The sequence below is a fragment of the Nonomuraea deserti genome, from assembly GCF_004348685.1.
Taxonomy (GTDB): domain Bacteria; phylum Actinomycetota; class Actinomycetes; order Streptosporangiales; family Streptosporangiaceae; genus Nonomuraea; species Nonomuraea deserti.
Window position 1 is genome coordinate 16,682 of the sequence record NZ_SMKO01000081.1, and the last position, 23,086, is coordinate 39,767.

General features: G+C 73.9%; 19 protein-coding genes and 1 pseudogene. 8 read left to right on the forward strand and 12 right to left on the reverse strand.

What is annotated here, in order from left to right; genetic code table 11:
- The first annotated feature begins 99 nt into the window (after positions 1-99).
- Positions 100-3,417 (forward strand): AfsR/SARP family transcriptional regulator, encoded by a 3,318-nt coding sequence (locus E1292_RS26610; protein ID WP_165974753.1) that lies wholly within the window; start codon positions 100-102, stop codon positions 3,415-3,417.
- A 294-nt stretch (positions 3,418-3,711) separates the two neighbouring features.
- Here E1292_RS26610 and E1292_RS26615 read toward each other — a convergent pair whose 3' ends face one another.
- Positions 3,712-5,010, reverse strand: a complete 1,299-nt coding sequence (locus tag E1292_RS26615; RefSeq protein ID WP_132597939.1) for an FAD-binding oxidoreductase — start codon at positions 5,008-5,010, stop codon at positions 3,712-3,714.
- Between the two features lie 306 nt (positions 5,011-5,316).
- Here E1292_RS26615 and E1292_RS26620 point away from each other — a divergent pair, with 306 nt between their 5' ends.
- Positions 5,317-6,336, forward strand: coding sequence for an ABC transporter substrate-binding protein (locus E1292_RS26620; protein WP_132597940.1), 1,020 nt, complete (start codon positions 5,317-5,319; stop codon positions 6,334-6,336).
- Here E1292_RS26620 and E1292_RS26625 read toward each other — a convergent pair.
- The 3 genes from E1292_RS26625 to E1292_RS26635 are packed head-to-tail and all read right to left on the reverse strand — an operon-like array spanning position 6,329 to position 8,157.
- Complete coding sequence (locus E1292_RS26625; RefSeq protein WP_132597941.1) at positions 6,329-6,811, reverse strand: metallophosphoesterase family protein; 483 nt, start codon at positions 6,809-6,811, stop codon at positions 6,329-6,331. The two genes, E1292_RS26620 and E1292_RS26625, sit on opposite strands and share 8 nt — an antisense overlap.
- A gap of 31 nt (positions 6,812-6,842) precedes the next feature.
- Complete coding sequence (locus tag E1292_RS26630) at positions 6,843-7,571, reverse strand: SRPBCC family protein (protein WP_132597942.1); 729 nt, start codon at positions 7,569-7,571, stop codon at positions 6,843-6,845.
- A 1-nt stretch (position 7,572) separates the two neighbouring features.
- On the reverse strand, positions 7,573-8,157 hold the full coding sequence (locus tag E1292_RS26635; protein ID WP_181958296.1) for an ArsR/SmtB family transcription factor: 585 nt from the start codon (positions 8,155-8,157) through the stop codon (positions 7,573-7,575).
- Positions 8,158-8,223: 66 nt separating this feature from the next.
- Between E1292_RS26635 and E1292_RS26640 the strand changes: the two genes are divergently transcribed.
- From E1292_RS26640 to E1292_RS26655, 5 genes are all read left to right on the forward strand, one after another.
- Complete coding sequence (locus E1292_RS26640; protein ID WP_220447076.1) at positions 8,224-9,045, forward strand: nucleotidyltransferase domain-containing protein; 822 nt, start codon at positions 8,224-8,226, stop codon at positions 9,043-9,045.
- Between the two features lie 72 nt (positions 9,046-9,117).
- Positions 9,118-10,008 (forward strand): UTP--glucose-1-phosphate uridylyltransferase, encoded by an 891-nt coding sequence (locus tag E1292_RS26645; protein WP_220447077.1) that lies wholly within the window; start codon positions 9,118-9,120, stop codon positions 10,006-10,008.
- 52 nt (positions 10,009-10,060) lie between these two features.
- Complete coding sequence (locus tag E1292_RS51370) at positions 10,061-10,351, forward strand: hypothetical protein (protein ID WP_165974754.1); 291 nt, start codon at positions 10,061-10,063, stop codon at positions 10,349-10,351.
- Positions 10,352-10,540: 189 nt separating this feature from the next.
- Positions 10,541-11,830, forward strand: a complete 1,290-nt coding sequence (locus E1292_RS26650; protein WP_132597943.1) for a winged helix DNA-binding domain-containing protein — start codon at positions 10,541-10,543, stop codon at positions 11,828-11,830.
- Between the two features lie 124 nt (positions 11,831-11,954).
- Positions 11,955-13,283 (forward strand): lanthionine synthetase LanC family protein, encoded by a 1,329-nt coding sequence (locus tag E1292_RS26655; protein ID WP_246090346.1) that lies wholly within the window; start codon positions 11,955-11,957, stop codon positions 13,281-13,283.
- Between the two features lie 6 nt (positions 13,284-13,289).
- Here E1292_RS26655 and E1292_RS26660 read toward each other — a convergent pair whose 3' ends face one another.
- The 5 genes from E1292_RS26660 to E1292_RS26680 are packed head-to-tail and all read right to left on the reverse strand — an operon-like array spanning position 13,290 to position 18,166.
- Positions 13,290-14,102: an ABC transporter ATP-binding protein gene (locus tag E1292_RS26660; RefSeq protein ID WP_220447078.1), complete on the reverse strand. Its 813-nt coding sequence runs from the start codon at positions 14,100-14,102 to the stop codon at positions 13,290-13,292.
- A complete protein-coding gene (locus E1292_RS26665) occupies positions 14,099-14,890 on the reverse strand; it encodes an ABC transporter ATP-binding protein (RefSeq protein WP_132597945.1) in 792 nt (263 codons plus the stop codon). The genes E1292_RS26660 and E1292_RS26665 overlap by 4 nt, the downstream gene beginning before the upstream one ends.
- A complete protein-coding gene (locus E1292_RS26670; RefSeq protein ID WP_132597946.1) occupies positions 14,887-15,699 on the reverse strand; it encodes an ABC transporter permease in 813 nt (270 codons plus the stop codon). The genes E1292_RS26665 and E1292_RS26670 overlap by 4 nt, the downstream gene beginning before the upstream one ends.
- Complete coding sequence (locus E1292_RS26675; RefSeq protein WP_132597947.1) at positions 15,696-16,661, reverse strand: ABC transporter permease; 966 nt, start codon at positions 16,659-16,661, stop codon at positions 15,696-15,698. Before E1292_RS26675 ends, E1292_RS26670 begins: the two co-directional genes overlap by 4 nt.
- On the reverse strand, positions 16,661-18,166 hold the full coding sequence (locus E1292_RS26680) for an ABC transporter substrate-binding protein (protein ID WP_220447079.1): 1,506 nt from the start codon (positions 18,164-18,166) through the stop codon (positions 16,661-16,663). Before E1292_RS26680 ends, E1292_RS26675 begins: the two co-directional genes overlap by 1 nt.
- Before the next feature lie 235 nt (positions 18,167-18,401).
- Here E1292_RS26680 and E1292_RS26685 point away from each other — a divergent pair, with 235 nt between their 5' ends.
- On the forward strand, positions 18,402-18,668 hold the full coding sequence (locus tag E1292_RS26685) for a hypothetical protein (protein WP_132597949.1): 267 nt from the start codon (positions 18,402-18,404) through the stop codon (positions 18,666-18,668).
- Here E1292_RS26685 and E1292_RS26690 read toward each other — a convergent pair.
- The 3 genes and pseudogenes from E1292_RS26690 to E1292_RS26700 all read right to left on the reverse strand — a co-directional run.
- Entirely contained in the window at positions 18,622-19,770 is a 1,149-nt protein-coding gene (locus E1292_RS26690) for a serine hydrolase domain-containing protein (protein ID WP_132597950.1), read from the reverse strand. The two genes, E1292_RS26685 and E1292_RS26690, sit on opposite strands and share 47 nt — an antisense overlap.
- A gap of 195 nt (positions 19,771-19,965) precedes the next feature.
- Positions 19,966-21,747: a serine/threonine-protein kinase gene (locus E1292_RS26695; protein ID WP_165974755.1), complete on the reverse strand. Its 1,782-nt coding sequence runs from the start codon at positions 21,745-21,747 to the stop codon at positions 19,966-19,968.
- Positions 21,737-23,086: pseudogene (locus E1292_RS26700) on the reverse strand (hypothetical protein); the annotation flags it as partial. The gene E1292_RS26695 and the pseudogene E1292_RS26700, both read right to left, overlap by 11 nt.

Genomic DNA, 23,086 nt, shown 5'->3' on the forward strand with positions numbered 1-23,086 from the left:
TGATGTGGCAGGACTGTGGCATCCGGCCGCATGGATCCCGCATGGATCGCGCCTGGAGGGAAATTGATCTTCGGGAGAGCCACGGCTGGCGTCGGCCGTGTGCCCGGGGTCCGTTTCCTCCTCCTCGGCCCGCTGGAGGCCGCCGTCGACGGCCGGGCCGTCCACCTGACCGGCAGGCAGCGTGCGCTGCTCGCGGCGCTGCTGCTCGACGCCGGCCATGTGGTGTCCGTGGAACGGCTGGCCGACCGCCTCTGGGGCGACGGGATCCCGCCCTCCGCCCCGGCCAGGGTCCGTGCCCTGATCACCGAGCTGCGCAGGGCGCTCGGCGCTCACGGCCAGGACGTGATCGTCACCAGAAGCCCGGGATACCTGGTCCGCGCCCCCGCGACGGACATCGCCGAGCTGGCCTCCCTGGTGGGGCAGGGGCACCGTGCGGCAGAGGACGGCCGGCACCCGGAGGCGGCCGCCCGGTACGACGAGGCGCTGGCACTGTGGCGCGGCGACCCGTACCAGGATCTGGCCGGCCCCGTCGCCCACGCCGAGCGGCACCGGCTCGAGGAGCTCAAGCACGAGGCAGCCGAGGGCCGCGCCGCGGCCCTCGTGGAGATGGGCAGAGGGCAGGCGGCCGTCGCCGGCCTGACGCGACTGCTGGCCGAGGTGCCGCTGCGCGAGCGGCCGCACGGCCTGCTCATGCGGGCGCTCGCCGGCGGCGGGCGGTTACCCGACGCGCTGGAGGTGTACCGCGGCTTACGCGCCCGGCTCGTCCGCGAGCTCGGCGTGGAGCCGAGCGGCGAGCTGCAGCGCCTCCACCAGCGCCTGCTGGCAGGCGAGCCCGCCACGGATCCGCCTGCGGGGCCGCCCGCCGGTCCGCCTGCGGGGCCGCCTGCCGACCCGTCCGCCGACCCGTCCGCAGGGTCGCTCGTGGGACCGTCCGCCGGGCCGCCCGCCGACCCGTCCGGGGAGTCGCCCGCGGTGCCGGTGCCGCGCCAGCTGCCGCCCCTGCCCAGGGGCTTCGTCGGCCGCGCGGAGGAACTGCGGCGCATGGACGCCGGCCGGGTGACGCTGGTGGTGGGCCCGGCCGGGGTCGGGAAGACCGCGCTCGCCGTCCACTGGGCGCACCGGGCGGCCGCCGGGTTTCCCGACGGGCAGCTGTTCGTCGACATGCGCGGCTTCGACCAGCGCGAGCCGATGACGTTGCCGGAGGCGCTGCGCCTGCTGTTGCAGGGGCTCGGCCAGGCCGCCAAGGACATCCCCGTCGAGCTGGACGCCCAGATCGCGCTTTACCGCTCGCTCCTGGCGGGCCGGCGCGTCCTGGTGGTGCTGGACGACGTCGCCGCACCCGAGCACGTCCGTGCGCTGCTGCCCGGCGACCCCGGCTGCCGCGCCGTCATCACCAGCAGGAACCGCCTCGGCGGCCTCGTCACGCTGGACGGGGTCGAGCGGGTCACGCTCGACGTCCTGGACCAGCGGGAGGCCCTGCGGCTGATCGCGCACGGCATCGGCGAGGAGCGCCTGCGCCGCGAGCAGGAGGCCGCGGCCGAGCTCGTGGCGCTCTGCGACCGGCTGCCGCTCGCGCTCTCCATCGCCATGTCCTGGATCGGCGACCACGAGCACCGGATGATCGGCCACTACGTGCGCGAGCTGGCAGACCGGGGACGGCTGGTGCGCCTGCGCGTGGACGGCGACGAGAGCGTCGCCGTGCAGGCGGCCCTCGATCTGTCGCACCAGGCGCTGCCGCCTCCCGCGCGGCGGATGTTCCGCCTCCTCGGCGTGGCGCGGGGCGCCGCCATCTCCGCCGACGCCGCCGCCGCCCTGGCCGGGACGGGCCGGGAGCACGCGGAGGACCTCCTCGGCGCGGCGGTGCGCATCCACCTGCTCAAGGAGACAGGCCCGCGCCGCTTCGCCGCTCACGACCTGGTGGTGGAGTACGCGGTGCGGCTCACCCTCGCGAAGGATCCGCCGGAGGAGCGGCACGCGGCGGCCCACCGGCTCCTCGAGCACTACCTGCGCACCGTCGTTCGCGCCACCGCGGCGGCCGGCTTCGTGGCCCCGCGGCCGCCCGGCGACCCGGGCGGGCCCGCTGTGACGCCGACGGAGTTCGGCGGCGCGGAGGAGGCCGTCGGCTGGTTCGACGCCGAATGGGACAACCTCGCCGCCGCCGTGTCGCACGCGGCCGAGCACGGCCCGCGCCCCTACGCCTGGCTCCTCGTCGAGGCCATGACGGACCTCCTGCAACACCGGCGCACGCACGCGGAGTGGCTGCGCCTGGCCGGCATCGCGCTGGCCGCCGCCGAGCGGGAGGAGGACCTCATCGGGCAGGCCGCGATGCGCAACTCCCTCGGGCTCGTCCGGTGGCTCATGGCCGACCTCGAAGGCGCGATGCGGGAGTACGAGCTGGCGCTGGCGCTGGCACGCAGGGCCGGCTGGGCGCACGCCGAGGCCACGGCGCTGCAGGGCGGCGGCGTGGCGCGCAAGCAGCTGGGAAAGCCGCAGCGAGCCCTTCCGCGCTACCGGCGGGCCATGGCCATCCACCGCGCGCTCGGCAACGAACGCGGCGAGTCACGCGCGCAGAACAACCTGGCCTCCGCCTACCTGATGCTGGCCCGGCTCGACCGGGCCGAGGAATGCCTGGTGGCCAATCTCCCCCTGACCGAGGCGGCCGGCGACCGGCTGCTCCAGGCGCTCACCCTCGTCAACCTCGCCCTCGTCCGCCAGAAGCAGGCCCGGTTCGGGGAGGCGCTGGAATGTCTGGACCAGGCGCTGTCCGTGGCCCGCGCCGGGGGACTGCGGTACGCCGTGGCGGTCACGTACGAGACATACGGCTGGGTGCACCGCGACGCGGGCCGCCACGGCCAGGCCGTGGACGCGTTCGCCCAGGGCCTGGCCATCGCCAGGGAGGTCGAGAACCGGCGCTGCCAGATCGCCTCGCTGAGCGGCATGGCCGAGGCCGAGCTGGAGCTCGGCCGGATGGACTCCGCGCTCGCCCGGCTCGAGGCCGCGCTGCGGCTGGCCGAGCGGACGGGCACGGACCTGGACCAGGTGCTGCTGGGCCTGGCGGAGGCCCACTACCGCGGCGGCCGGCACGCGGACGCGCGCGACGAGGCCGAACGCGCGCTGAAGCTGGCGCAGGACGCCAACCCGCTGAACCTGCCCCGGCTGTACGGCCTGCTCGCCGCCGTGCACCTGGCGGACGGCGACACGGCACAGTCGGTACGCGCGTGCGAGCAGGCGCTGAGGCTCGCTCACCGGTCGGGGCAGCGGCTGGAGCATGCCCGTGCCCTGCTCACGCTCGGCCACGCCCGGGAACCGCACGCCCCCGAGCAGGCCCGGCGCCACTGGCGCCGTGCTCACGAGCTGTTCACGGCCATCGGAGCACCCGAGCGCCTGAAGACCGCGGCGCTGCTCGATCGGCGGTGAACGGTGGTTGCGCCGGGCGGCGCTGACCGCGTCCGTGCGGTGCCAAACCGGCGGACGCGCCCACCGTCACGCCCCGGGCCGGCGCCGGCGACCATGACCCCCACGCGACCAGGGTCCCCGGGGCCGGTGCCGCGCCAGGAGCACGGGCCCGGCGAGCAGCGCGGCGGCCAGAGCGACGATCGGCCGGCGCCGCAGGATCGGCCGGTCGGAACCCGGAGACGAGGGCACCCGCTCAATCCCGAAGTGCCTCATACGTCCCACCTTATGAAGACGCCGTCCACCGGCGCGGCGCGATCAGGCGGGGATGACGTGGCCGACGCGGAAGAAGCCGTCGGGGTCGTACGCGCGCTTGACCTCGCGCAGCCGCCGGTGGTCCGCCGCCGTGTACGCGGCCGCCGTCCGCGACGGGTCGGCCAGGAAGTTCAGGAACGTCCCGCCGTTCGCGTACGGCCGCAGCGCCTCGGCCAGCCCGGGAACCGGCGTGTCCACGATGGCCGAGAGCCTGGTCGCGCGGTGGCTCACCGGCCCGGCGTCCGGCCCGGGCCGGCTCATCGCCCCGCCCCAGTGCCGGATCTCCACCGTCTGGGCCTGCTCCGCCGCCCGCACCAGCGTGTCGATCACCTGGTCGGGGACGGTGTCGAACATGTCCATGTGCCGGTTGGGGGTGCCGCCCATCGCGGTGGCGGCGTACGTGGTCGTCCGGGTGTCGTCCAGCAGCGCCGGGCCCGCCGCCCGGTACAGCGGCGCCAGCAGCCGCCGCGCCTCCTCGGCCGTCCCGGCGTGCACGACCTTCAGCATCACGACGTGCCGCCCGCGCACCGGCGCGGGCACCTCCTCGCCGTCCGGCATGCGCTTGAACACGAGTGCCGTGCTGAGCTCGTCGGGAGCGCCGTCGATCCAGTCGCGGTACGCGCCGAGCGTCTCGCCCGCCGCCTCGATCGGGAAGTACGCGAAACCGGCGTACACCTGCTCGACCGGGTGGAGCCGGAACTCCAGCGAGGTGACGACGCCGAACCCGCCGCCGCCCCCGCGCAGCGCCCAGAACAGCTCGGGGTGGCTGCCGGCGCTCGCCGTCACGTGCCTGCCGTCCGCCAGGAGGACCTCGGCCCGCACCACGCTGTCGGCCGCGAACCCGTGCCGGCGCGCCAGCCAGCCGAGCCCGCCGCCAAGCGTGTAGCCGGTGACGCCGACGGAGGGCGACGACCCGGACAGCGGCGCAAGGCCGAACGGCGCGGCGGCGGCGACCACCTCGCCCCAGCGGGCGCCGGGGCCGACCCGCGCGACCCTGCGGGCCGGGTCGACCAGCACCGAGGCCATCGGCGATGTCCTGACGAGGATGCCGCCGTCGCAGGGGACGTGCGTGCCGTGGCCGGTCGCCTGCACCGCGAACGGCAGCCCGTGCCCGCGTGCCGCCAGCAGCGCCGCCCGTACGTCGGCGGTGCTCTGCGCCTCGGCCACCAGCGCCGGCCTGGAGTCCACCGCGGGGTTCAGCGAGCGGCGCGACGCGTCGTAACCGGCCTCGCCCGGCAGGTGCGCCGCCCCGGAGAAACCGGGAAGCGTGATCTCGTCCTGGATGGTGTACGGCTGGCTCATCTTCCGGCCCTTCTCTCTTGTGATCTGCGACCACTGTGCGGGAGGGCGCTTACGGCTTCTTTCCGTTCGCCTTACCGTCGCCCTTAAGCCAAGGGTCGTGCGGGCGTCCCCCGCGGGCATCGGGCGGCCGTCGCCACGTCCGCTACACCACCGGTCGTACGGGGAGCGTTTCCCGCTACGCCCGTACGGTGTGCACGGTTCTCCGCCCGTCCCCGGTGGCACGCGCCGGGCCGGGGTTTTCGGTTAGGTAAGGCTAATCTAATATGTCGTCCACTAGGGCGTAGATTGCCGCGAAGAGGAGCATCCATGGCCGCTGTCCCGCGACGCATCCTGGCCGTCATCGGCGCCGCCGCACTGCTCGGCGCCGGCGCCTGCGGCGGGACGGCCCCGCCGCCCGCCGCCGCGCCGCCGGCGTCCGGTCAGGGGCCATGGACCTGGACCGACGACCGCGGCAAGCACGTCTCCCTCCCGGAACGCCCCCAGCGCGTCGTCGCCCAGTCGGGCGCGGCGGCGGCGCTGTGGGACTTCGGCGTGCGGCCCGTCGCGGTGTTCGGCCCGCACCGGCTGAAGGACGGCGGCCGCGACCCCGAGGTGGGCGAGGTCGACATCTCCAAGGTCGAGTCGATCGGCAACGTTTGGGGCGAGTTCAACGTCGAGAAGTACGCCTCGCTCCAGCCCGACCTGCTGGTGGCCGGCATGTACCAGAAGAACACCCTCTGGTACGTCCCCGAGGAGTCGGTCAAGGTGATCGACCAGATCGCCCCCACGGTCGGCGTACAGCTCAGCGGCAAACCCCTGGTGGAGATCATCGAGACGTACGGCCGGCTGGCCGCCGCGCTCGGCGCGGACCCGGACGCCGCGCCCGTGGCCGATGCCAAGAGACGTTTCGACGCGGCCGCTGACGCCCTCAAAACGCTCGCCGCCGCCCGGCCGGACCTGAAGGTGATGATCGTCACAGGCACCCCGGAGAACCTGTACGTCGCCTACCTGCCGGACCACCCCGACATCAAGTACTGGGGCGAGCTGGGCCTGAAGATCGTCTCGCCGGACCGGCCCACGGAGAGCGAGGGCGGCTTCTGGGAGGTGCTGAGCTGGGAGAACGCCGACAAGTACGACGCCGACGTGATCCTGGTGGACGCCCGTGCCCAGTCGATGAAGATCGAGGAGATGGCCGGGAAGCCCACCTGGGCCAAGCTGCCCGCGGTCAGGGCCGGCCAGCTCTATCCGTGGCACGCCGCCGAACGCTACAGCTACCTCGGCTACGCCAAGGTCATGGAGGAGCTCAAGGCCAACCTCGACAAGTCGCGCGACGACGTCGTCAGGTGACGGGCACGATCTCGGCCCGGGTGAGTGCCCCGTGCTCGATGGTGAGCAGGCCGAGCGTGCCGTGCGGCTGGCGGCGGCGGTCGGTCGGGGAACCGGGGTTGAAGATCCGCAGGCCGCCGTCCGACTCGTCGAGCGGGATGTGCGAGTGGCCGAACACGACCAGGTCCGCCCGCGGGAAGCGGCGCCGCATGCGGGCCAGGCGGCCCTTGGCCGGGCCGCTGTCGTGGATCATGCCGATCCGCAGCCCGTCGAGGGTCAGCTCCAGCGTCTCCGGCGCGTCCAGGTCGGGGCCGTCGTTGTTGCCCTTGACCACGTGCACGGGGGCGTAGGCGGCGAGTTCCTCGATCACCGAGGGGACGCAGACGTCCCCCGCGTGGAGGATCAGGTCCGCGCCGCGCACGTGCCCGGCGACGCGGGGCGGGCAGGAGCGCCATCGCCTGGGCGCGTGCGTGTCGGACAGCGCGACGACTCTCATGCCCGCCTTCCTGCCCCGGTCGCGGTGGTCGTCACGTGCCGTTCGCGTACAGCTCGTCCAGCCACGCCCGCCAGCGCTCACCCTCGCCTTCGCGCTCGTCCTCGAAGAGCAGGTGTGCGGCGATCATGGCGCCGTGGAAGCCCTGGAGGAAGCGGTAGATCGCGTGACCGGCGCGGATGCCCAGGGTCTGGGAGTTGCGGAAGTACACCACTCCTTCGACCGGCCCGGGGCCGAACCGCACGCGGTCGCCGGGGGACGGCGGGCCGCCGAGCGCGGCGTGCAGGAGCTCCCAGGCGCGCGGCCAGTCGCCGACGGGCGGCCCGAACTCCGTGACCGGCGTCGCCGCCCGTCCCGCGAAGTGGCCGAGATATTCGACCAGCGTCGCGAAGTACATCTCCATGCCCCTGGACATGGCCTCGAACTCGTCCTGCCAGTCGTCGCCGGGCAGGAACCCGCTGGTCACCAGGCGCACGAGCGCGCTGCCCTGGTCGCGCCCCTCGATGAGGAACTCGTAGGCCACGAAGCGCCCGTCCTCGCCCGTGGCGCTGCGGTGGGCGAAGCGCTTGCCGGGCTCGGCCGCCGTCACCGCGGACTCCGGCAGCTCGAAGCCGCCGAAGGCCGTACGGACGACCCCGCCGGCGACCTCGTTGCGGCCCATGAACCACGAATCGATGCCCGGCCCCGTCGAGATGGCCTCCCACACCTGCTCGGGGGCCGCCTCGACCAGGGCCTCCTGGGGGAACTCGAACTCGTGTCCCACGTCACCGCTCCTTCACGGAAGGATGCACGGCCACGATCAGCCGATGATCACGCCCGCCTTCAGCAGACTCGTCATGATATTTGCTGACCAGCGAGGCCACGCACTGCGTCAGCTCCTCCGCGAACGCCGCCCGCTCGGCCGCCGACGCGAAACGCACCTGGCCGTCGATGGCGAACGTCGCCACCCGCTTCCGCGCCTTGGCCGCCCCGTTGATCAGAGCGCCCACATCGCGTACGAGCTGCGCCGCCAGCGCCAGCAACCACCGTGCCGAGAGCCGGTCGGGCGACCGGCTGGGGTCGGGCTGCACGGAGGCCAGCGCGGTCGGCGAGATGACGAACGACGCGGCGGTGGCCCGCATCACGCGCTCGGTGACGTTGCCCTTCCTCCGCTCCTCGACGAGCTCCACCAGGCCGTGCTTCTCCAGCGTCCGCAGATGGTAGTTGACCTTCTGCCTGGCCAGGCCCACCCTGGCGGCCAGCGACGTGGCAGAGCCGGGCTCGACCAGCTCGGCCAGCAGTTTCGAGCGCATGGGGTCGAGGGACGCCTCGGCCGCCGCGGGGTCTTCGATCACCGCCACTTCGTCCATGCATGAACGATGTCACCGACAAAAAAATCTGTCAAGCAGGGCCGGACCGACCGCTAGGATCGGCTCGTGCAACAACCTGATCTCCACCCGATCGCCGCCCGCCTGGCCGGGGTGCCCGGGGTCGTGGCCGTCGTCCTGGGCGGCAGCCGCGCCCGCGGCACCCACCGCCCCGACTCCGACATCGACCTCGGCCTCTACTACCGCGGCCCGCTCGCCGTGGGCGACCTGCGGGCGCTCGCCACGGAGCTGACGGGCGAGCCCGCCGAGGTGACCGAGCCGGGCGGCTGGGGCCCGTGGGTGGACGGCGGCGGCTGGCTCACCGTGGACGGGTGGCGGGTCGACTGGATCTACCGTGACCTGGACCGCGTGCACCGCGTGTGGCGGGACTGCCGGGCGGGCCGCTACGAGATCGGCTTCCAGGTCGGCCACCCGCTGGGCTTCTACTCCCACGCGTACGCGGGCGAGGTCGCCCTGTGCCGGGTCCTCGCCGACGACGGCGGCGAACTCACCGCCCTGCGCGAGGAGGTCACCGCCGCCTACCCGCCGGCGCTGCGCGAGGCCCTGCTCAGAGGGCTGTGGGAGTGCGACTTCGCCGTGTCGGCCGCCCGGTACGGCGCGGCCGGCCGCGACCCGGCGTACACGGCGGCGACCCTGTTCCGCGCGCTCGGCGTCGCCTGCCACGCGCTCCACGCCAACGACGGCGCCTGGCTCGTCAACGAGAAGGCCATGATCGCCTCGGCGGACCGGCTGCCGTCCGCGCCCGGCGGGTTCGGCGAACGAGCCCAGGCGCTGCTCGCGTCGGTGGGGCACACGCCGGAGGAGATCGAGCGCACCATCGACGCGGCGGCGCGGCTGGTCGCGGACGTACGGGCCGCCTGCGGCGCGTGACCCACGTCCTCGCCTCGACCCCCGCCGATCGGGGCAGGTAACGTCGGGGCCCACGATCAAGGGAGAACACACGTGGTCCGCAAAGCCGTGATTCCGGTAGCCGGTCTGGGCAGCCGCCTGCTGCCGCTGACCCGGGCGCTCCCCAAGGAGATGCTGCCGATCGGCGACAAGCCGGTCATCGAACACACCATCCGGGAGCTCGTGGACTCGGGCATCGACGAGATCATCATCGTCACGTCGGGCCGCAAGAGCCTCATCCAGCAGCACTTCGCCCCCGACGCCGATCTCGAGCTGCAACTCCGTGCCGCCGGCAAACCCGATCTGGCCGACGCGGTCCGCGAGGTGTCATCCCTGGCCCACATCACGTACCTGTACCAGAACGGCCCCTATGGCAACGGCACCCCCGTACTGAACGCGGCCCGGGTCATCGGCGACGAGCCGTTCATGGTGTTGTGGGCCGACGACGTCTTCGTGGCGGAGGTGCCGCGGGCGCAGCAGCTCAAGGCCGCCTACGAGGCCACGCGCGCCCCGGTCCTGGCCCTGATGCCGATGGAGCTCGAAGACGCCCCTCGCTACGGCGTCCCCGTCGTCAAGGAAGACCTCGGCGGCGGACGGCTCCTGATCTCCGGGCTGGTGGAGAAGCCGGCCCCGGATCGGGCTCCCTCGCGCTATGCCGCGATCGGCGGATACGTCATCACGCCCGGCGTCATCGACGAGCTGGAAGCCCGGACGCGCACGTGGCACCGGCGCCCCGAGGGCGAGATCTACCTCACCGACGCCCTGCACGATCATGCGCTGACGCACCCGGTGTACGGGCAGGTCATCGACGGCACCTGGTGGGACACGGGATCGGCCGCTCAACTATCTCAGGGCGCAGTTCGCCGCGGCCCTCGCGCATCCGGTCCACGGCCCCGAACTGCGGAAGCAGCTCGCTCAGGACGGCGGCGCGCCGTAGCGCCATAATGGGGCGGTTATGCGGTCTCATGCCCTCACACCGAACGCCCTGATCGCCGAGATGGAACCGTTGTCCCACGGGCAGCGGTGCCGCCGCCTGGCCGCGCACGCCCGGGACGGAGGGCCCGAGCTGCGGGTCCTGCTGGACGAGCTGCTGGCCCGGCGCGACCCGTACGAACGGCTCGTCGGGGTGCGGCTGGCCGCGGTGGCGCGCGAGGTCGCGTACGTCACGCGCGCGATGGCCGATCCCGATCCTGACATCAGCCGGTATGCGATCGGCGAGGCGGTCCGGCTCGGCGCTCCCGGCGACGCGATCCTGGAGATCGCCCGCCGTCTGGGTGACGGCCACTGAGTGACGGCCGGTGGGTGACGGCCACTGAGTGGCGGCCCTGGGTGGCGGCATCGAGCGGCGGACGTGGAGTGACGGAGGTGAGTGACGGAGGCGGTCCATGTGGGGCAAAAAGGGCCAGTGCGGGTCCCATTGCGGAACCTGGCTTTCCGTGATTCCCTCTACGGTCGGTCGCCGTCGACTCAGGAGGACATGGTGATCGAACTGACGTGGCCGCAGGTGAGCGCCAGGAGGCTGCGACGGTCAGGGCTCGGCGGGAGCGCGGAGGCGGCGCACCCGGAGGCTATCGCGGCGGCGACCCCGGCGGCGATCACGGGGGCCATGTGCGGGGTGCACGCCCAGGTCATGTCGGCCGCCGAGGCGTCCATCGGGCTCAGGCTCGACGGTGCCACCCGCGCCCACGTCCGCGAGGCCCTGTGGGTCGAGCGCAGCCTGGTCAAGACGTACGGCCCGCGCGGCACCGTCCATCTGCTGCCCGCCCGCGACCTGCCGAGATGGGTGAGCGCGATGTCGTCGTTGCCGCCCGCGTACGACGCCACGCCGGCGAGCTGGAGGATGACCGCCGAGCAGACCGAACTGGTGGTGGCGGCCGTCCGCGAGGCGCTGGCCGGGGCCGAGCTGACCATCGACGAGCTGAGCGAGGCGGTGGTCACCGCCACCGGGCCGTGGGCGGGTGACCTGGTGATGCCCGCGTTCCAGGGCTGGTGGCCGCGCTGGCGCCAGGCGTTGGCGCTGGCCGCGCACCGGGGCGCGTTCGTCTTCGGCGCGGGGAGGGGACGCAAGGTCACCTACACCGCCGCCCCCGTCACCCCACCCGATCCCGGCGCTTCGGCCGCCCGCGACGGTGACCCTGATCCCGGCGCTTCGGCCGCCCGCGACGGTGGCCCTGATCGCGGCACTCCGGCCGCCCCTGACGGCGGTCCCGGGCGGGCCGGGCCGGTGGATGTTGACGGGGCGGCGGGTGCCGCCTGGCTGGCCGGGCGTTACCTGGCGGCGTACGGGCCGGCCACCCCCGAGCAGTTCGCGCGCTGGGCGGGCGGGCCCACGCGGTGGGCCGTGGAGGCGTTCGCGGCCGTGGAGCGCGAAGAGGTCATGTTCGCGGGCAAGCCCGCCTGGGTGCTGGCGGGGGACACGGAGCCGCCCGCGGAGCCGCCCCGCGGCGTACGGCTGCTGCCGTACTTCGACGCCTACGTGGTGGCCGGGCGGCCGCGCGAGTTGCTGTACGCGGGCGCTGCGGCCGGCCGGGCGCTGAACGGCGGGCAGGCGGGGAACTTCCCCGTGCTGCTCGTGGACGGCGTCGTGGGCGGGGTCTGGCACCAGCGGCGCTCGGGGCGGAGAATCGGGATCACGGTGGAGCCGCTGCGCGCCCTGTCGCGGGCGCACCTGCGCGAGCTGGACGAGCAGGTGGAGCGGATGGGCGTGGTGATGGAGGGCCGGCCGAGCCTGACCATCGGCACGGTCACGGTGGGCCCGCACGCGTGACGGCGGCGTCTTCCCGACCCCGCCCGCAGGGAGGGTACTGCGGCACGGCTGCACCAGCGTGCCGGCGGCGCGGCCAGTAACACTTAATTCCCTACCAAAAGTATGGGAAGATGGGGTGGTGAGCATGGACAGGACCCGCCCATCGAGCGCCCGCGCCGACTCGCCGGTGTCCGCCGCCATCCGCGCGGCGCGGTGGATCAGGTCCGCCGCCGCCGACGACGAGCACGGCAGGCGCTGGCTGGCCAATCCCGACCTGCGCGGCGGCTCGGCGGTCACCCCCGAGCCCTGGTCCCTCTACTCGGGCGGCGCGGGCATCGTGCTGTTCTTCCTCGAACTGGCCGCCGCGACGGGCCACGAGGCCTACCTCGACGACGCCAGAGCGGGCGCGCGGTGGCTCGCCGCCACCTGGCGCGAGCGCGAGGACGTCACGCTCTACCACGGGCTCACCGGCACGATGGTGGCGCTCATGGAAGCCGGCTGGGCGCTCGGCGAGGACCGCTTCGAGGCGGAGGCCAGGGCGATCGCCGAGCACATCGTCCACCTGGGGAGGTCCTCAGGCGACAACGCCGGCTGGTCGCGCGACCCGGCCCAGCGCGGCGGCGGCGGCGTCGTGCTCGGCCTCCTGTCCGCGGCCGCCCGCTTCGGCCTGCCGTCGTGCGAGGAGGCCGCGGTGGAGGCCGGCCTGCGCATCGCCCGGCTCCCGGTGCCGGGGCACCTCTTCGGCGACGGCCCCGGCCTGCCGTCCGATGCCGTCACTCCCGGCTTCCTGGCCGGTACGGCGGGCACCGCGTTCCTGCTGGCCCGCCTGTACGGCGTGACGGGCGACGACCGGTTCCTGGCGGCGGCGCGCAGCGGTGCCGGCTTCGTCCGCGAGATCAGCGTGGTGACCGGTGCGTGCGCGGTCGTCCCCCACCACGTGCCGCAGGGGCGCGGGCTGCACTATCTGGGCTTCTGCTCCGGTTCTGCGGGCGTGGCCAGGATGTTTTACGAGCTCCACCGGGTGGCGGGCGACCCGGGCGACCTCGACTGGGTGGAACGGCTCGCGCGCGGCATCGTGCAGAGCGGCGTGCCGCGCCGCCGTACCGAGGGGTACTGGAACGTGGCCTGCCAGTGTTGCGGCGCGGCCGGCCTGATCGAGTTGTTCACCGGTTTATGGGCGGCGACGGGGAACCCCGCCCACCTGGAGTACGCCAGGACGCTCGCCGCCGACCTGATCGGCCGGGCCACCGACCACGACGGGCGGGGCTACCGCTGGTACCAGGCCTACCGGCGGCTGCGACCGGAGGAGGTGACGGCCGACACCGGATACATGGTGGGCGCGGCCGGCATCGGCGCCGCGCTGCTCCACCTGGACGCCGCCGGGCAGTCCCATGGGGCGCGCCGGGTGATCCTGCTGCCCGACAACCCGTTCCCCGCCATACCCGTGCCGCCGGCGGCGCTGCGGGGCGTGTGAGGCTCGCTACCTGAGCCGGGCGGCGCGGCTGAGCCTCGGCACGCTCTCGATCAGCCGGCGCGTGTACGGATGCGCGGGCGAGCCGAGCACCCGCTCGGTCGGTCCGCTCTCCACCACCCGCCCGCCTTCGATGACCGCCGCCTCCTGGCACAGCGCGGCCACCACGCTCAGGTCGTGCGAGACGACCACGAGCGTCAGCCCCCTGCTGCTGCCCAGCTCGGCCAGCAGCTCCACCACCCGCACCCGGGTCGACACGTCGAGCGCGCTGACCGGTTCGTCGGCGAGCAGCACGCGGGGCCCGCACACGACGGCCCTGGCGATGGCGATGCGCTGGCGCTGCCCGCCCGAGAACTCGTGCGGGTAGCGGCGCGCCGCGTCGGCGGGCAGTCCCACCGACTCCAGCGCCTCGGCGGCCCGCTCGGCCGCCTCGGCCCGCCTGGCCGCCCGCGATCCCGCCGCCAGCAGGCCCAGCGAGCGCAGCGGCTCGGTGACGATCCGGCCCACCCGCCGGCGCGGATCCAGTGACGAGTACGGGTCCTGGAACACCGGCTGGACGGCGCGCCGGAACGCGCGGTCGCGCGCCGCCGGCTCGGCGCCGTCGAAGAGGACCTGCCCGCTGCTCGGCCTGGCCAGGCCGAGCAGCAGCCGCAGCAGCGTCGTCTTGCCCGCGCCGGACTCGCCGACCAGCGCCACGTTGCGCCCCGCCGTCACGGAGACGGAGACGTCCTCCAGCACCGGCCGCCCGCCGCGGTAGGCGAAGCCGACCCGGCGCGCCTCCAGCACGGGCACGTCCCCGCCGCCTTCCATGCCCGCACTCACGGGGCCAGCCGATCCAGCTCGCCCTCCAGCGCCCGCGCGCTGTCGACCAGCGAGCGCGTGTAAGGATGCCGCGGCTCCCCTACGACGTCCCGCGTTCTTCCCGACTCCACCGCCGAGCCCTCCTTGAGCACCACGACCCGATCGGCCACGTCGGCGACCACGGCCAGGTCGTGGCCGATGAACAGCAGCGCCATGCCCCGGCCCGCCACCAGCCCGTCCAGCAGCGCCAGCACCTCGGCCTGCACGGTCACGTCCAGCGCCGTGGTCGGCTCGTCGGCGATCAGCAGCTCGGGCTCGCAGGCGAGCGCCATCGCGATGGCCACCCGCTGGCGCTGCCCGCCGGAGATCTCGTGCGGGTACGCCCCCGCCACCCGCCCGGGCAGGCGTACCTCCGACAGCGCCTCCATGACGGCGGCGCGCAGGGCGCCGCCGCGCAGGCCGCGCCGCCGCCGGATCGGCCCGGCGATCTGCCGGCCGACCCGCATCAGCGGGTCCAGCGCGGTCAGCGGCTCTTGGAAGACCATGCTCGCCGACCGGCCGCGTATCCGGTCCAGCGTCCTGCCGGACGCGCCGACGACCTGCGTCCCGCCGAGCACCACGCTGCCGCCGGCCGTCATGCCCGCGGGCAGCAGCCCCATGACGGCGAGCGCGGTCAGCGACTTGCCCGACCCGGACTCGCCGACCAGGCCGAGCCGCGCGCCGGGTTCGACGCCGAACGACAGGCCGCGGACCAGCTCGTGGCCTCCCGGGTGGCGTACGGACAGGTCGTCCGCCCTCAGCAGGCTCATCGGCTGCTCCTCCGCGTCGGGTCGGCCAGGTCGCGCAGGCCGTCGGCGACCAGGTTCACGCCCACCACGAGCACGACGAGCAGCACTCCGGGGGCGACGGCGCCGAGCGGCGCGGTCAGCACCGTGGCCTGCGCCTCCTGCAGCAGCCGGCCCCATGACGCGTTCGGCGGCGGCGGGCCGAGCCCCAGGTAGGACAGCGACGCCTCGGCCAGCACGGCCAGGCCGAGCTGGAGAGCCAGGTTGACCAGCAGCGTCGGCCAGATGTTCGGCAGCACGTGCTCGGTCACCAGGCGCGGCCACGAGGTGCCCGACGTACGCGAGGCCGTGATGTAGTCCTGCGCGAGCACCCGCTTGACCAGCACCCGGGTCAGCCGCGCCACGACGCCCGACATGGCCAGGCCGATCGCCACGATCGCCGAGCCGAGCGACGCCTCGCGCACCGCCACCACCAGCATGGCCAGCAGCAGCGTCGGGAACGCGATGAGGATGTCGAGCGCGGCCGACAGCGCGTCGTCCAGCCAGCGGGTGGCGAACCCGGCGAGCAGCCCGGCCGCGACGCCCAGCACCCCGCCCACCAGCACGGAGCCGGCGCCCACCGTCAGCGCGATGCGGGCGCCCACCATGAGGCGGGTCAGCAGGTCGCGGCCCAGCTTGTCGGTGCCGAGCAGGTGCTCGCCGCCCGGTGGCGCGAGCCGCCCGCCCGTCGTGTCCGACGGATCGTACGGCAGCCACACCAGCGACACGACGGCCACGGCGAGCACGAGCCCGACCAGCACGCAGCCGGCGGCGAACGTGTGCCGGCCCTTCACGGACGCCCTCCGCCGACGTGCGCGCGCAGCCGCGGATCGACCAGCCGCTGGACGACGTCGGCCGCGAAACCGATCAGCAGCACCGCGAGCGTGCTGACCACCAGCACACCCTGGATGACCGGGTAGTCGTGCTCGGCGATGCCCTTGATCAGCAGGGTGCCGAGGCCGGGCAGGGTGAACACGCTCTCCACGACCACCGCGCCGAGGAACGTGGTCGCCAGCTCGATGCCCAGGATGGAGATGACGGGCACCGAGGCGTTGCGCAGCCCGTGCCGCCACATCGCGCCGCCGAACGACTCGCCCATCGCCCTGGCGGTGCGCAGGAAGTCACTGCCCAGCACGTCCACGGTCGCCGACCGGACGTAGCGGATCAGCGAGGCCGACATCACCAGCGCGATCGTGACGACCGGCAGCAGCAGCGACGTCAGCGCGCGCCCCGGCTCCGCCCAGTCCTCGCGCGGGAAGCCGCCCGCGGGCAACACCCGCAGCCGCAGCGCGAACACGGTCACCAGCAGTATGCCGATCCAGAAGACCGGCACCGCGACGCCGAGCTGCGCGACCCCGTTCAGCAGCGGCCCGTACCAGCGGTCCGACCGCCACGCGGCCAGGAACCCCACCGGCAGCGCGACCACCACGGCCAGCGTGAACGCGAGCAGCGTCAGCGGCACGGTGACGGCCAGCCGCGCGGCGATCTCGGAGCCGACGGGCAGCTTGCTGACGAACGACGTGCCGAGGTCGAGCCTTGCCAGCCCGCCCAGCCACGAGGCGAACTGCTCGGGCAGCGGCAGGTCGGAGCCGATCTGCCGGCGCGCCGCGGCGAGCTGCTCCGGCGTCGCGCCGACCGACACCAGCGCGTTGGCCGGGTCGCCGGGCAGCAGCCGCAGCAGCACGAACAGCAGCGACGCCGCCAGCAGCAGCGAGGCCAGCAGGAACGAGGTACGGCGCAGCAGGTAGCGCCCCATCAGCTCTTCTTGATCCCGTACGCGTAGAACTGCGAGTTCAGGCCGTTGACCGGGTATCCGGACAGGTTGGAGGCGGCCACCACGATCTGCGGGTAGAGGTAGAGCCAGTCGCCGGCCGCGTTCTCGGCGATCCGCCGGTTGGCCTTCTTGAGCAGCTCGGTCTGCTCCTCAGGGGTCCTGGCGCGCTCGGCGTCCTTGATCCACTCGCTCACCTGCTTGTCGTCGTAGCCCCAGTAGAAGTCGGGGTCGCCGTACCAGACCACGTCGCGGTCGTTGACGTGCTCCTGCAGGGTGGCGGCGAAGTCGTGGTTCTTGTACACCTTCGAGTACCACTCGTCGGCGGTGATGACGTTGATGTCGACCGTGATGCCGACCTTGGCCAGCTCGCTCTTGATGAACGTCGCGGCCGTCGGGTGGGGGTCGTAGTTGGGGGTGTCGAGGGTGAAGCGGAAACCCTTGGCGTAGCCGGCCTCGGCCAGTTGCCGCTTGGCCAGCTCCACGTCGTACGGGTTGACCTTGGTGAGGTCCTCGTACCACGGGTCGGTCGGCGGCACCATCGAGCCGATCAGGCTGCCGTGCCCCGCCCAGATCGACTCCAGCAGCTTGGCGTCGTCGATGGCCGACGAGACGGCCTTGCGCACGAGCGGCTCGTCGAAGGGCGCCTTCCTGTCGTTGAAGGCGAGCAGCAGCTTGGTGGTGGAGTGGCCCTCGCTGACCCGGTAGTCGGGGTTGCCGGTGAACTGCGCGAGCGCGTCGGGGCTCTGCTGGCTGGTCACGATGTCCACGGCGTTGGTCAGCAGCGCGTTGTTGAGCGCCGTGGCGTCGGTGAAGTAGTGGAACACCACGCCGTTGTTGGCGGGCGGCGTGCCCCAGTAGCCGGGGAAACGGTCGAGGCTGAGCGTGGATCCGCGCTTCCAGGCTCCCAGTTCGTACGGCCCGGTGCCGTCCTCGGCGGTCGCCAGATCCTTGGCGTCGGCGTTGACGATCCACACGTAGGTGAGGTTGTACACCAGCGACACCGACCGGTGGGCCAGCTCGACCACCACGGTGCCGTCGTCGGGGGTCTCCACGGACTCGATCGCCTCGAGGCTGCTCTTGCGCGCCGACTGGGAGTCGTCGGCGGTGACCCGTTCGATGCTGTGCTTCACGTCGGCCGGCGTCAGCGCCTTGCCGGAGTGGAACGTCACGCCCTCGCGCAGCTCGAAGGTGTACGTCAGGCCGTCGTCGGAGACCTCGTACCCTTTGGCCAGGAGGTTCTCCACCTTGCCCGCGTCGGTCAGCCGGAACAGCCCTTCGTAGACGTTGCCGTTGAACGCCTCGGTCACGCCCTGCCCGCCGCCGGCGGTGTTGTCGAGGTTCTGGGGCTCGTACTGGGATCCGATCTCGATCACGGCCGCGGCGTCGGGCGTGGCCGTGCCGACTCCCGCCGGGCCCTCCTGTCCGGAGCCGCACGCGGCCAGAACGAGCGCCAGTGCGGCCACGACGCCGGCGAGCTTGCTGTTCACCATTACTCCCGAGCGATATGCACTAAATGAGTAGGTTTAGTGGGATCATATCGGTACGCCTGAGCGGCCGCTCAGCGGCGTCTGGTAGGCCGGTGGCAAACACGCGCCGACGTCCGGCCCAGAATCACCCTAGTCAATGCCAAATCCGGATCGATGGGCGGTATGACGGTTTCTGATCGGGCAGGCGTGGGCTTCCCGAAGCGCTTTCAGCCGTTCGACGGGAGGCGGATCTGGGATGGCTCCAACGGCAACAGGCATCGCCGATCAGAACCGGGAGGCCGCCGCCCCGCCCGCGCCGGGGCGCAGACCGGTCGCGGCGGCCACCGCACTCTGGGGATCCGTGCTGGCGCCGTTCGCGGCGCTGGCGGCCGCCGTGCCGATGGCCTGGGGGAGGGGACTGTGCTGGGTGGACGTGCTGATCGCGGCCGGCGCCTACGCGATCACCGGGCTCGGCGTCACTTCGTCGGCGGCTTGTACGGCTCGCCGCAGAAGTAACGGTTGAGCGCGTCGACGCCCGCCAGCAACATCGGCGCCACCTTCGGATCGCTGCGCTGCACGTTGACCGAGAGCGTCATCCGGCGCTTCCCCGTCGCGTCGGCGAAGGCGAACGTCTGGTAGCCCGGGATGGCCCCGGTCGCACCCCACATCTCGCCGCAGGTGAGCCCTGCCGACTCCAGCCCGAGCCCGTACCGCGGGAAGACCGGCGCCTGCGGCGTGCCGACCCCGGTACGCATCTGGGCGAGAAGGTCGCGCGCGACCAGCCGGCCGCCGAACAGCGCCTGGTAGAAGCGGTTCACATCGCGGGCGTCCGACACCACCCCGTACGCCGCCCACGCGAACGACGGGTTCAGCCGGGTGATGGGCTTGAGCGCTCCCGGCGCGTCGGGGTCGGCGCCCTTGGGCAGGTAGTAGCCGGTGGCGTGCGGGCCGCGGACGTTCCGCCGGGTCAGCGGCAGGTACGTGCGCGTCATCATCGCCGGGCGGAAGATCCGCCGCTCCAGCTCGGCGCCCAGGTCGTGGCCCGTGACCTTCTCCACCAGCAGCCCGAGCAGGATGTAGCCGGTGTTGGAGTAGGAGAAGCGGCCCCGCTCCGGTCGTGGCAGCCGCTCGGCCACGGCGACGAGCTGCCGCGGGGTGTAGGTCTTGCCGAAGCGGGCGGGGTCGGCGAACTCGGGCGCTTGCGCGTAGTCGGCCAGGCCGCCCGTGTGGTTGAGCAGGTGCCGTACGGTGATCCGGTCGTCGCCCTCGACCAGGCCGGGCAGCCGGGTGGCGATCTTCTCCTCAAGGCTCACCCTGCCCTCCCGCACCAGCTGCAGGACCACCGCGGCCACCATGCTCTTGGTCAGGCTGGCGATCCGGAACCGCGCCTCGCGCGGCACCGGCACGCGGGTCTCCAGGTCGGCGACCCCGCTGGTGGCGATCCAGGTGCCGCGATCGTCGTCGATCCTGGCCAGGACGCCGGGAGCGCCCGCGGCCACCATCGCGTCGAGCGCCTGGCGTACCCCGGCAGGCTCCCTCGCTTGCGCGTTCGCCGGCAGGGGGGACAGCAGCCCCGCGGCGACGAGTACGGTGGCCGCCACGTGGCGGCAGGTCAGGAGGGACATGAACACGTTCCTTCGATGGACGGCGGTGAACGATCTCCATCCTCGAAGGGCCGGCGGCCGTCATCGTCCTCATTCCTGACGAACCTCGCCTGCCACGGTGGTCGCACCAGGGCTGCGACCACAGGCTGACCCGCGTGCCCTCGCATCGCGGCGGCGTCACGCAGGGACCACCCCAGCCGGCGGGCCGTGGCGCCGTCAGGACAGGTTGGCCAGCGCCTGGCGGGCGGCCTGGATCGCGCCGTCGCGGACCTCGTCCGTCACCTTCGACTGCTCCCGCGCGGTGTGAGTGACCTTGAGGAGGGTGGTCCCGGTTCGCAGCCACACGGTCGTCTCGGCACTGTCACCGAACTCGGACACGGTCCCCGCGTCCCGCGCGAACGCCTCGTCGCCCAGGCCCGACACGTTACGCACTGCGGAGGTCCGCACGGTGGTGAGCTGGCCCTTGCTCGCGCCGGCCTCCGTGACCGCGCCGGCGCGGTGCAGCGCGAGGGTCTCCTCGGCGGTCTTCTCCCGCGGATACCCGTTGATCTTGATTTCGAGCCTCGTACGCCCCTGCCAGACGCACGTGGTGCTGCCCTCGGGGGAGGGGGTGCCGCCGGACAGGGCGGCCGCCTGCGCCTCGGTCAGCAGGGTGCACGGGTCGGAGACGGTAGCGGCGGTGGGCGACGGGGACGGCGTGGAGACGGAGGTCGCGGTCCCCGGCGCCGGGGTGGCGGTGGCCGTGGCCGGCGGGCCAGTGGTGGCCTGGCGGGTGGCCGGCGCGCTGGTCGGGCCGCTGGCCGTGGTGCCGGGCGGGCCGGTCGTCGCGGTGGCGTTCGTCATCAGCAGCGCGGCCGCCGTCACCGCCGACGCCGCCACCGCGCCCGCCACGGCGGCCGCCACCAGCGGCCGCCTCCGCCGGGCTGCCGGTGGGAACGGGCGGTCCACGGTGTCGATCCCGTCGCGCGCGGTGCGCGGGCCCGGAGCCGTCCCACTGGGGAACGACGGGGAGGCCGCCTGCCCGGGCGGGTACGCGCCGCCGCCCGGCCTCGTCCCGTGCCCCCCGCCGGGTCCCCGGGCATGCTCCCAGGCAGTACCGCCCGAAGCACCGCCCGCAGCGCCGCCCAAGGTGCCGCCCAAGGTGCCGCCCGCTGTGCCGCCCGCTGTGCCGCCGGCCTGGTCCGGGTGCGCCACGGCGTACAGCGCCTGACGGAACGCCTCGGCGCCAGGGCGTTGACCGGGATCCTTGGCCAGCACGGCCAGCAGCACCGGCCCCAGCGGACCCGCGTGCGCCGGGGGAGGGGCCGGGTGGGTCAGGACGGCTCCGAGGGTCGCCAGCCGGTTGTCCCGGTGGAACGGCCCCCGGCCCTCGACGGCGGCGTAGAGCGTCGCGCCCAGCGACCACAGGTCGGACGACGGCCCGGCCGCGCGGTCGTTGCGCACCCGTTCGGGCGCCATGTAACCGGGCGAGCCCACCACCGCGTCCGCCGAGGTGAGCGCCGCCTCCCCGGAGCGCACGGCGATGCCGAAGTCGGTGAGGACCGCCCGGTCGCCCTCCGCCAGCAGCACGTTGGCGGGTTTGACGTCCCGGTGCAGCACGCCCCGCTCGTGCGCCAGCGCCAGCGCGTCCAGCAGGTGCAGCCCGATGAGCGCGGCCCGCTGCGGCGACAGCCGTTCGCCGCCGGCCAGCAACCGCTCCAGCGAGGGCCCGGACACCAGGTCCATGACGATCCACGGGCGGCCGTCCGCGACGAGCACGTCGTGCACCGTGATGATGGACGGGTGCGCCAGCCCGCCCGCCGCCCTGGCCTCCCGCATCGTGCGCTCGCACAGCTCCTGCCGGGCGTCCGCGGGCATGTGGCCGGGCAGGCGCACCTCCTTCACGGCCACCTCGCGGCCCAGCAGCTCGTCCCAGGCCCGCCAGACGATGCCCATGCCGCCCTCGCCCAGCGAGCTCCCCAGCCGGTAGCGCCCGGCGAGCAGACCGTCAGTTGCCACGGGCGAGCGCCATCCCGACCCATCGGGCCGCCTGCACCGCCAGTTCGCGCATGCGCTGGTCATCCTCCACGTGCCGCCGGTACTCGACCGTCACTACCGCGTTGCTGAACCTGAAGTGCACGGCGGCCGTGAAGGCCGGCTCCGAGTTCGTCTTGGCCACGTGCGTCCAGTCGGCTGCGAACGCTTCGTTGCCGAGCCCCTCCAGCTTCCGGGGCTCGCGGTAGACGATGGTGCCGTCCAGCGTGGCATGCGCCATGCGATAGGCGGAGTCGCGCGCGAAGGCGAAGTTCTGCCGTGCCTCGCCGACGTCTTCGCTCCGTTCGACGCCCACCTTCAGCGTGTAGGTCAGCCGATCCGGTACGTCCACCGAGACATCGGAGCTCCAGTCGCAACTGCGCTGCTCGAACGGGAACGGCTCGTCCATGTCGGGCACCAGCTGGGCGAGCTGCTCATCCGTGAGGAGGCGGCAGATGTCCGGCTGGGTGGTCACGTCGCCCGTCCCCGAGTCCGCGCCCGCGGGCACGACCGGGGTCGCGGGCAGGTTCGCGGGCGGCGGGGTGCGGGTGGTGCCCGCGGGCGACGGAGTCCCGCCGCGCCCGCCTCCCGAGGGCGGCCCGGCGGTGGAGGACGCGACGGTCGCCGTACGGTCCGGGACGAACGCCGCGGCGACGCCCGCCGACGTCCCGGCCACCACGACGGCCAGGCACGCCGCGACCGCGGCCAGCGCCCACGGCCGCGCCCGCAGCGCCGGCCGCCGGCCCAGCCGCAGCTCCACCGTGGTCTTGCCGGTGGCCCGGTCCGCCCGCCCCATCCGTTCCGCTGCGGCGATGTCCCGCATCGTCCGCTGCGCCGTCCACGCGTCCGGGCGCCGTGCCGGGTCCTCGGCGAGCAGCGCGTGCAGCAGCCGCCGCAGGCGGGCCGCCGGATCCTCCGTCTCCGCACCTCCGCCGGGGTGGTCGAGGCGCAGCGTGCCGGCGGGGCGATCACCGGCCCCGCGCCGCTCCTGCCCTCCAGGGCCGGGGCGGACACGGATGGTCGGCGCCCGGTCCTCCGGCGCCCCCGTCCCGTCCGCCCGGCCGGGCACGCCCCCACCGGCCGCGGCCCGGCCGGCCACACCCTGGCCGGTGCCCGGCCGGCCGGGCATGTTCCGTTCGGCCGCCGTCTGTTCGGGTGTGGTCTGGTTGGTGGCCGGTCGGTCGGGTGTCTTTGGTTCGGTCCGGTCGGGTGCCTGGTTGCTGGCCGGTTGGCCGGGCATGCCCTGGTTGGTGGCCGGTCGGTCGGGTGTCGGCCGGCCTGCCTGTCCGGGGGCGGGACGGCCGGTGGCGGGTGGTGGCAGGGG

Excerpts from the sequence above, each read along its gene's own strand:
- E1292_RS26665 (WP_132597945.1), bottom strand. The coding sequence starts at position 14,890 with ATGAGCCTGCTGAGGGCGGACGACCTGTCCGTACGCCACCCGGGAGGC.
- E1292_RS26655 (WP_246090346.1), top strand. The coding sequence starts at position 11,955 with ATGGACAGGACCCGCCCATCGAGCGCCCGCGCCGACTCGCCGGTGTCC.
- E1292_RS26690 (WP_132597950.1), bottom strand. The coding sequence starts at position 19,770 with ATGTCCCTCCTGACCTGCCGCCACGTGGCGGCCACCGTACTCGTCGCC.
- E1292_RS26685 (WP_132597949.1), top strand. The coding sequence starts at position 18,402 with ATGGCTCCAACGGCAACAGGCATCGCCGATCAGAACCGGGAGGCCGCC.
- E1292_RS26675 (WP_132597947.1), bottom strand. The coding sequence starts at position 16,661 with ATGGGGCGCTACCTGCTGCGCCGTACCTCGTTCCTGCTGGCCTCGCTG.
- E1292_RS26620 (WP_132597940.1), top strand. The coding sequence starts at position 5,317 with ATGGCCGCTGTCCCGCGACGCATCCTGGCCGTCATCGGCGCCGCCGCA.
- E1292_RS51370 (WP_165974754.1), top strand. The coding sequence starts at position 10,061 with ATGGAACCGTTGTCCCACGGGCAGCGGTGCCGCCGCCTGGCCGCGCAC.
- E1292_RS26625 (WP_132597941.1), bottom strand. The coding sequence starts at position 6,811 with ATGAGAGTCGTCGCGCTGTCCGACACGCACGCGCCCAGGCGATGGCGC.
- E1292_RS26615 (WP_132597939.1), bottom strand. The coding sequence starts at position 5,010 with ATGAGCCAGCCGTACACCATCCAGGACGAGATCACGCTTCCCGGTTTC.
- E1292_RS26650 (WP_132597943.1), top strand. The coding sequence starts at position 10,541 with ATGGTGATCGAACTGACGTGGCCGCAGGTGAGCGCCAGGAGGCTGCGA.
- E1292_RS26635 (WP_181958296.1), bottom strand. The coding sequence starts at position 8,157 with ATGGACGAAGTGGCGGTGATCGAAGACCCCGCGGCGGCCGAGGCGTCC.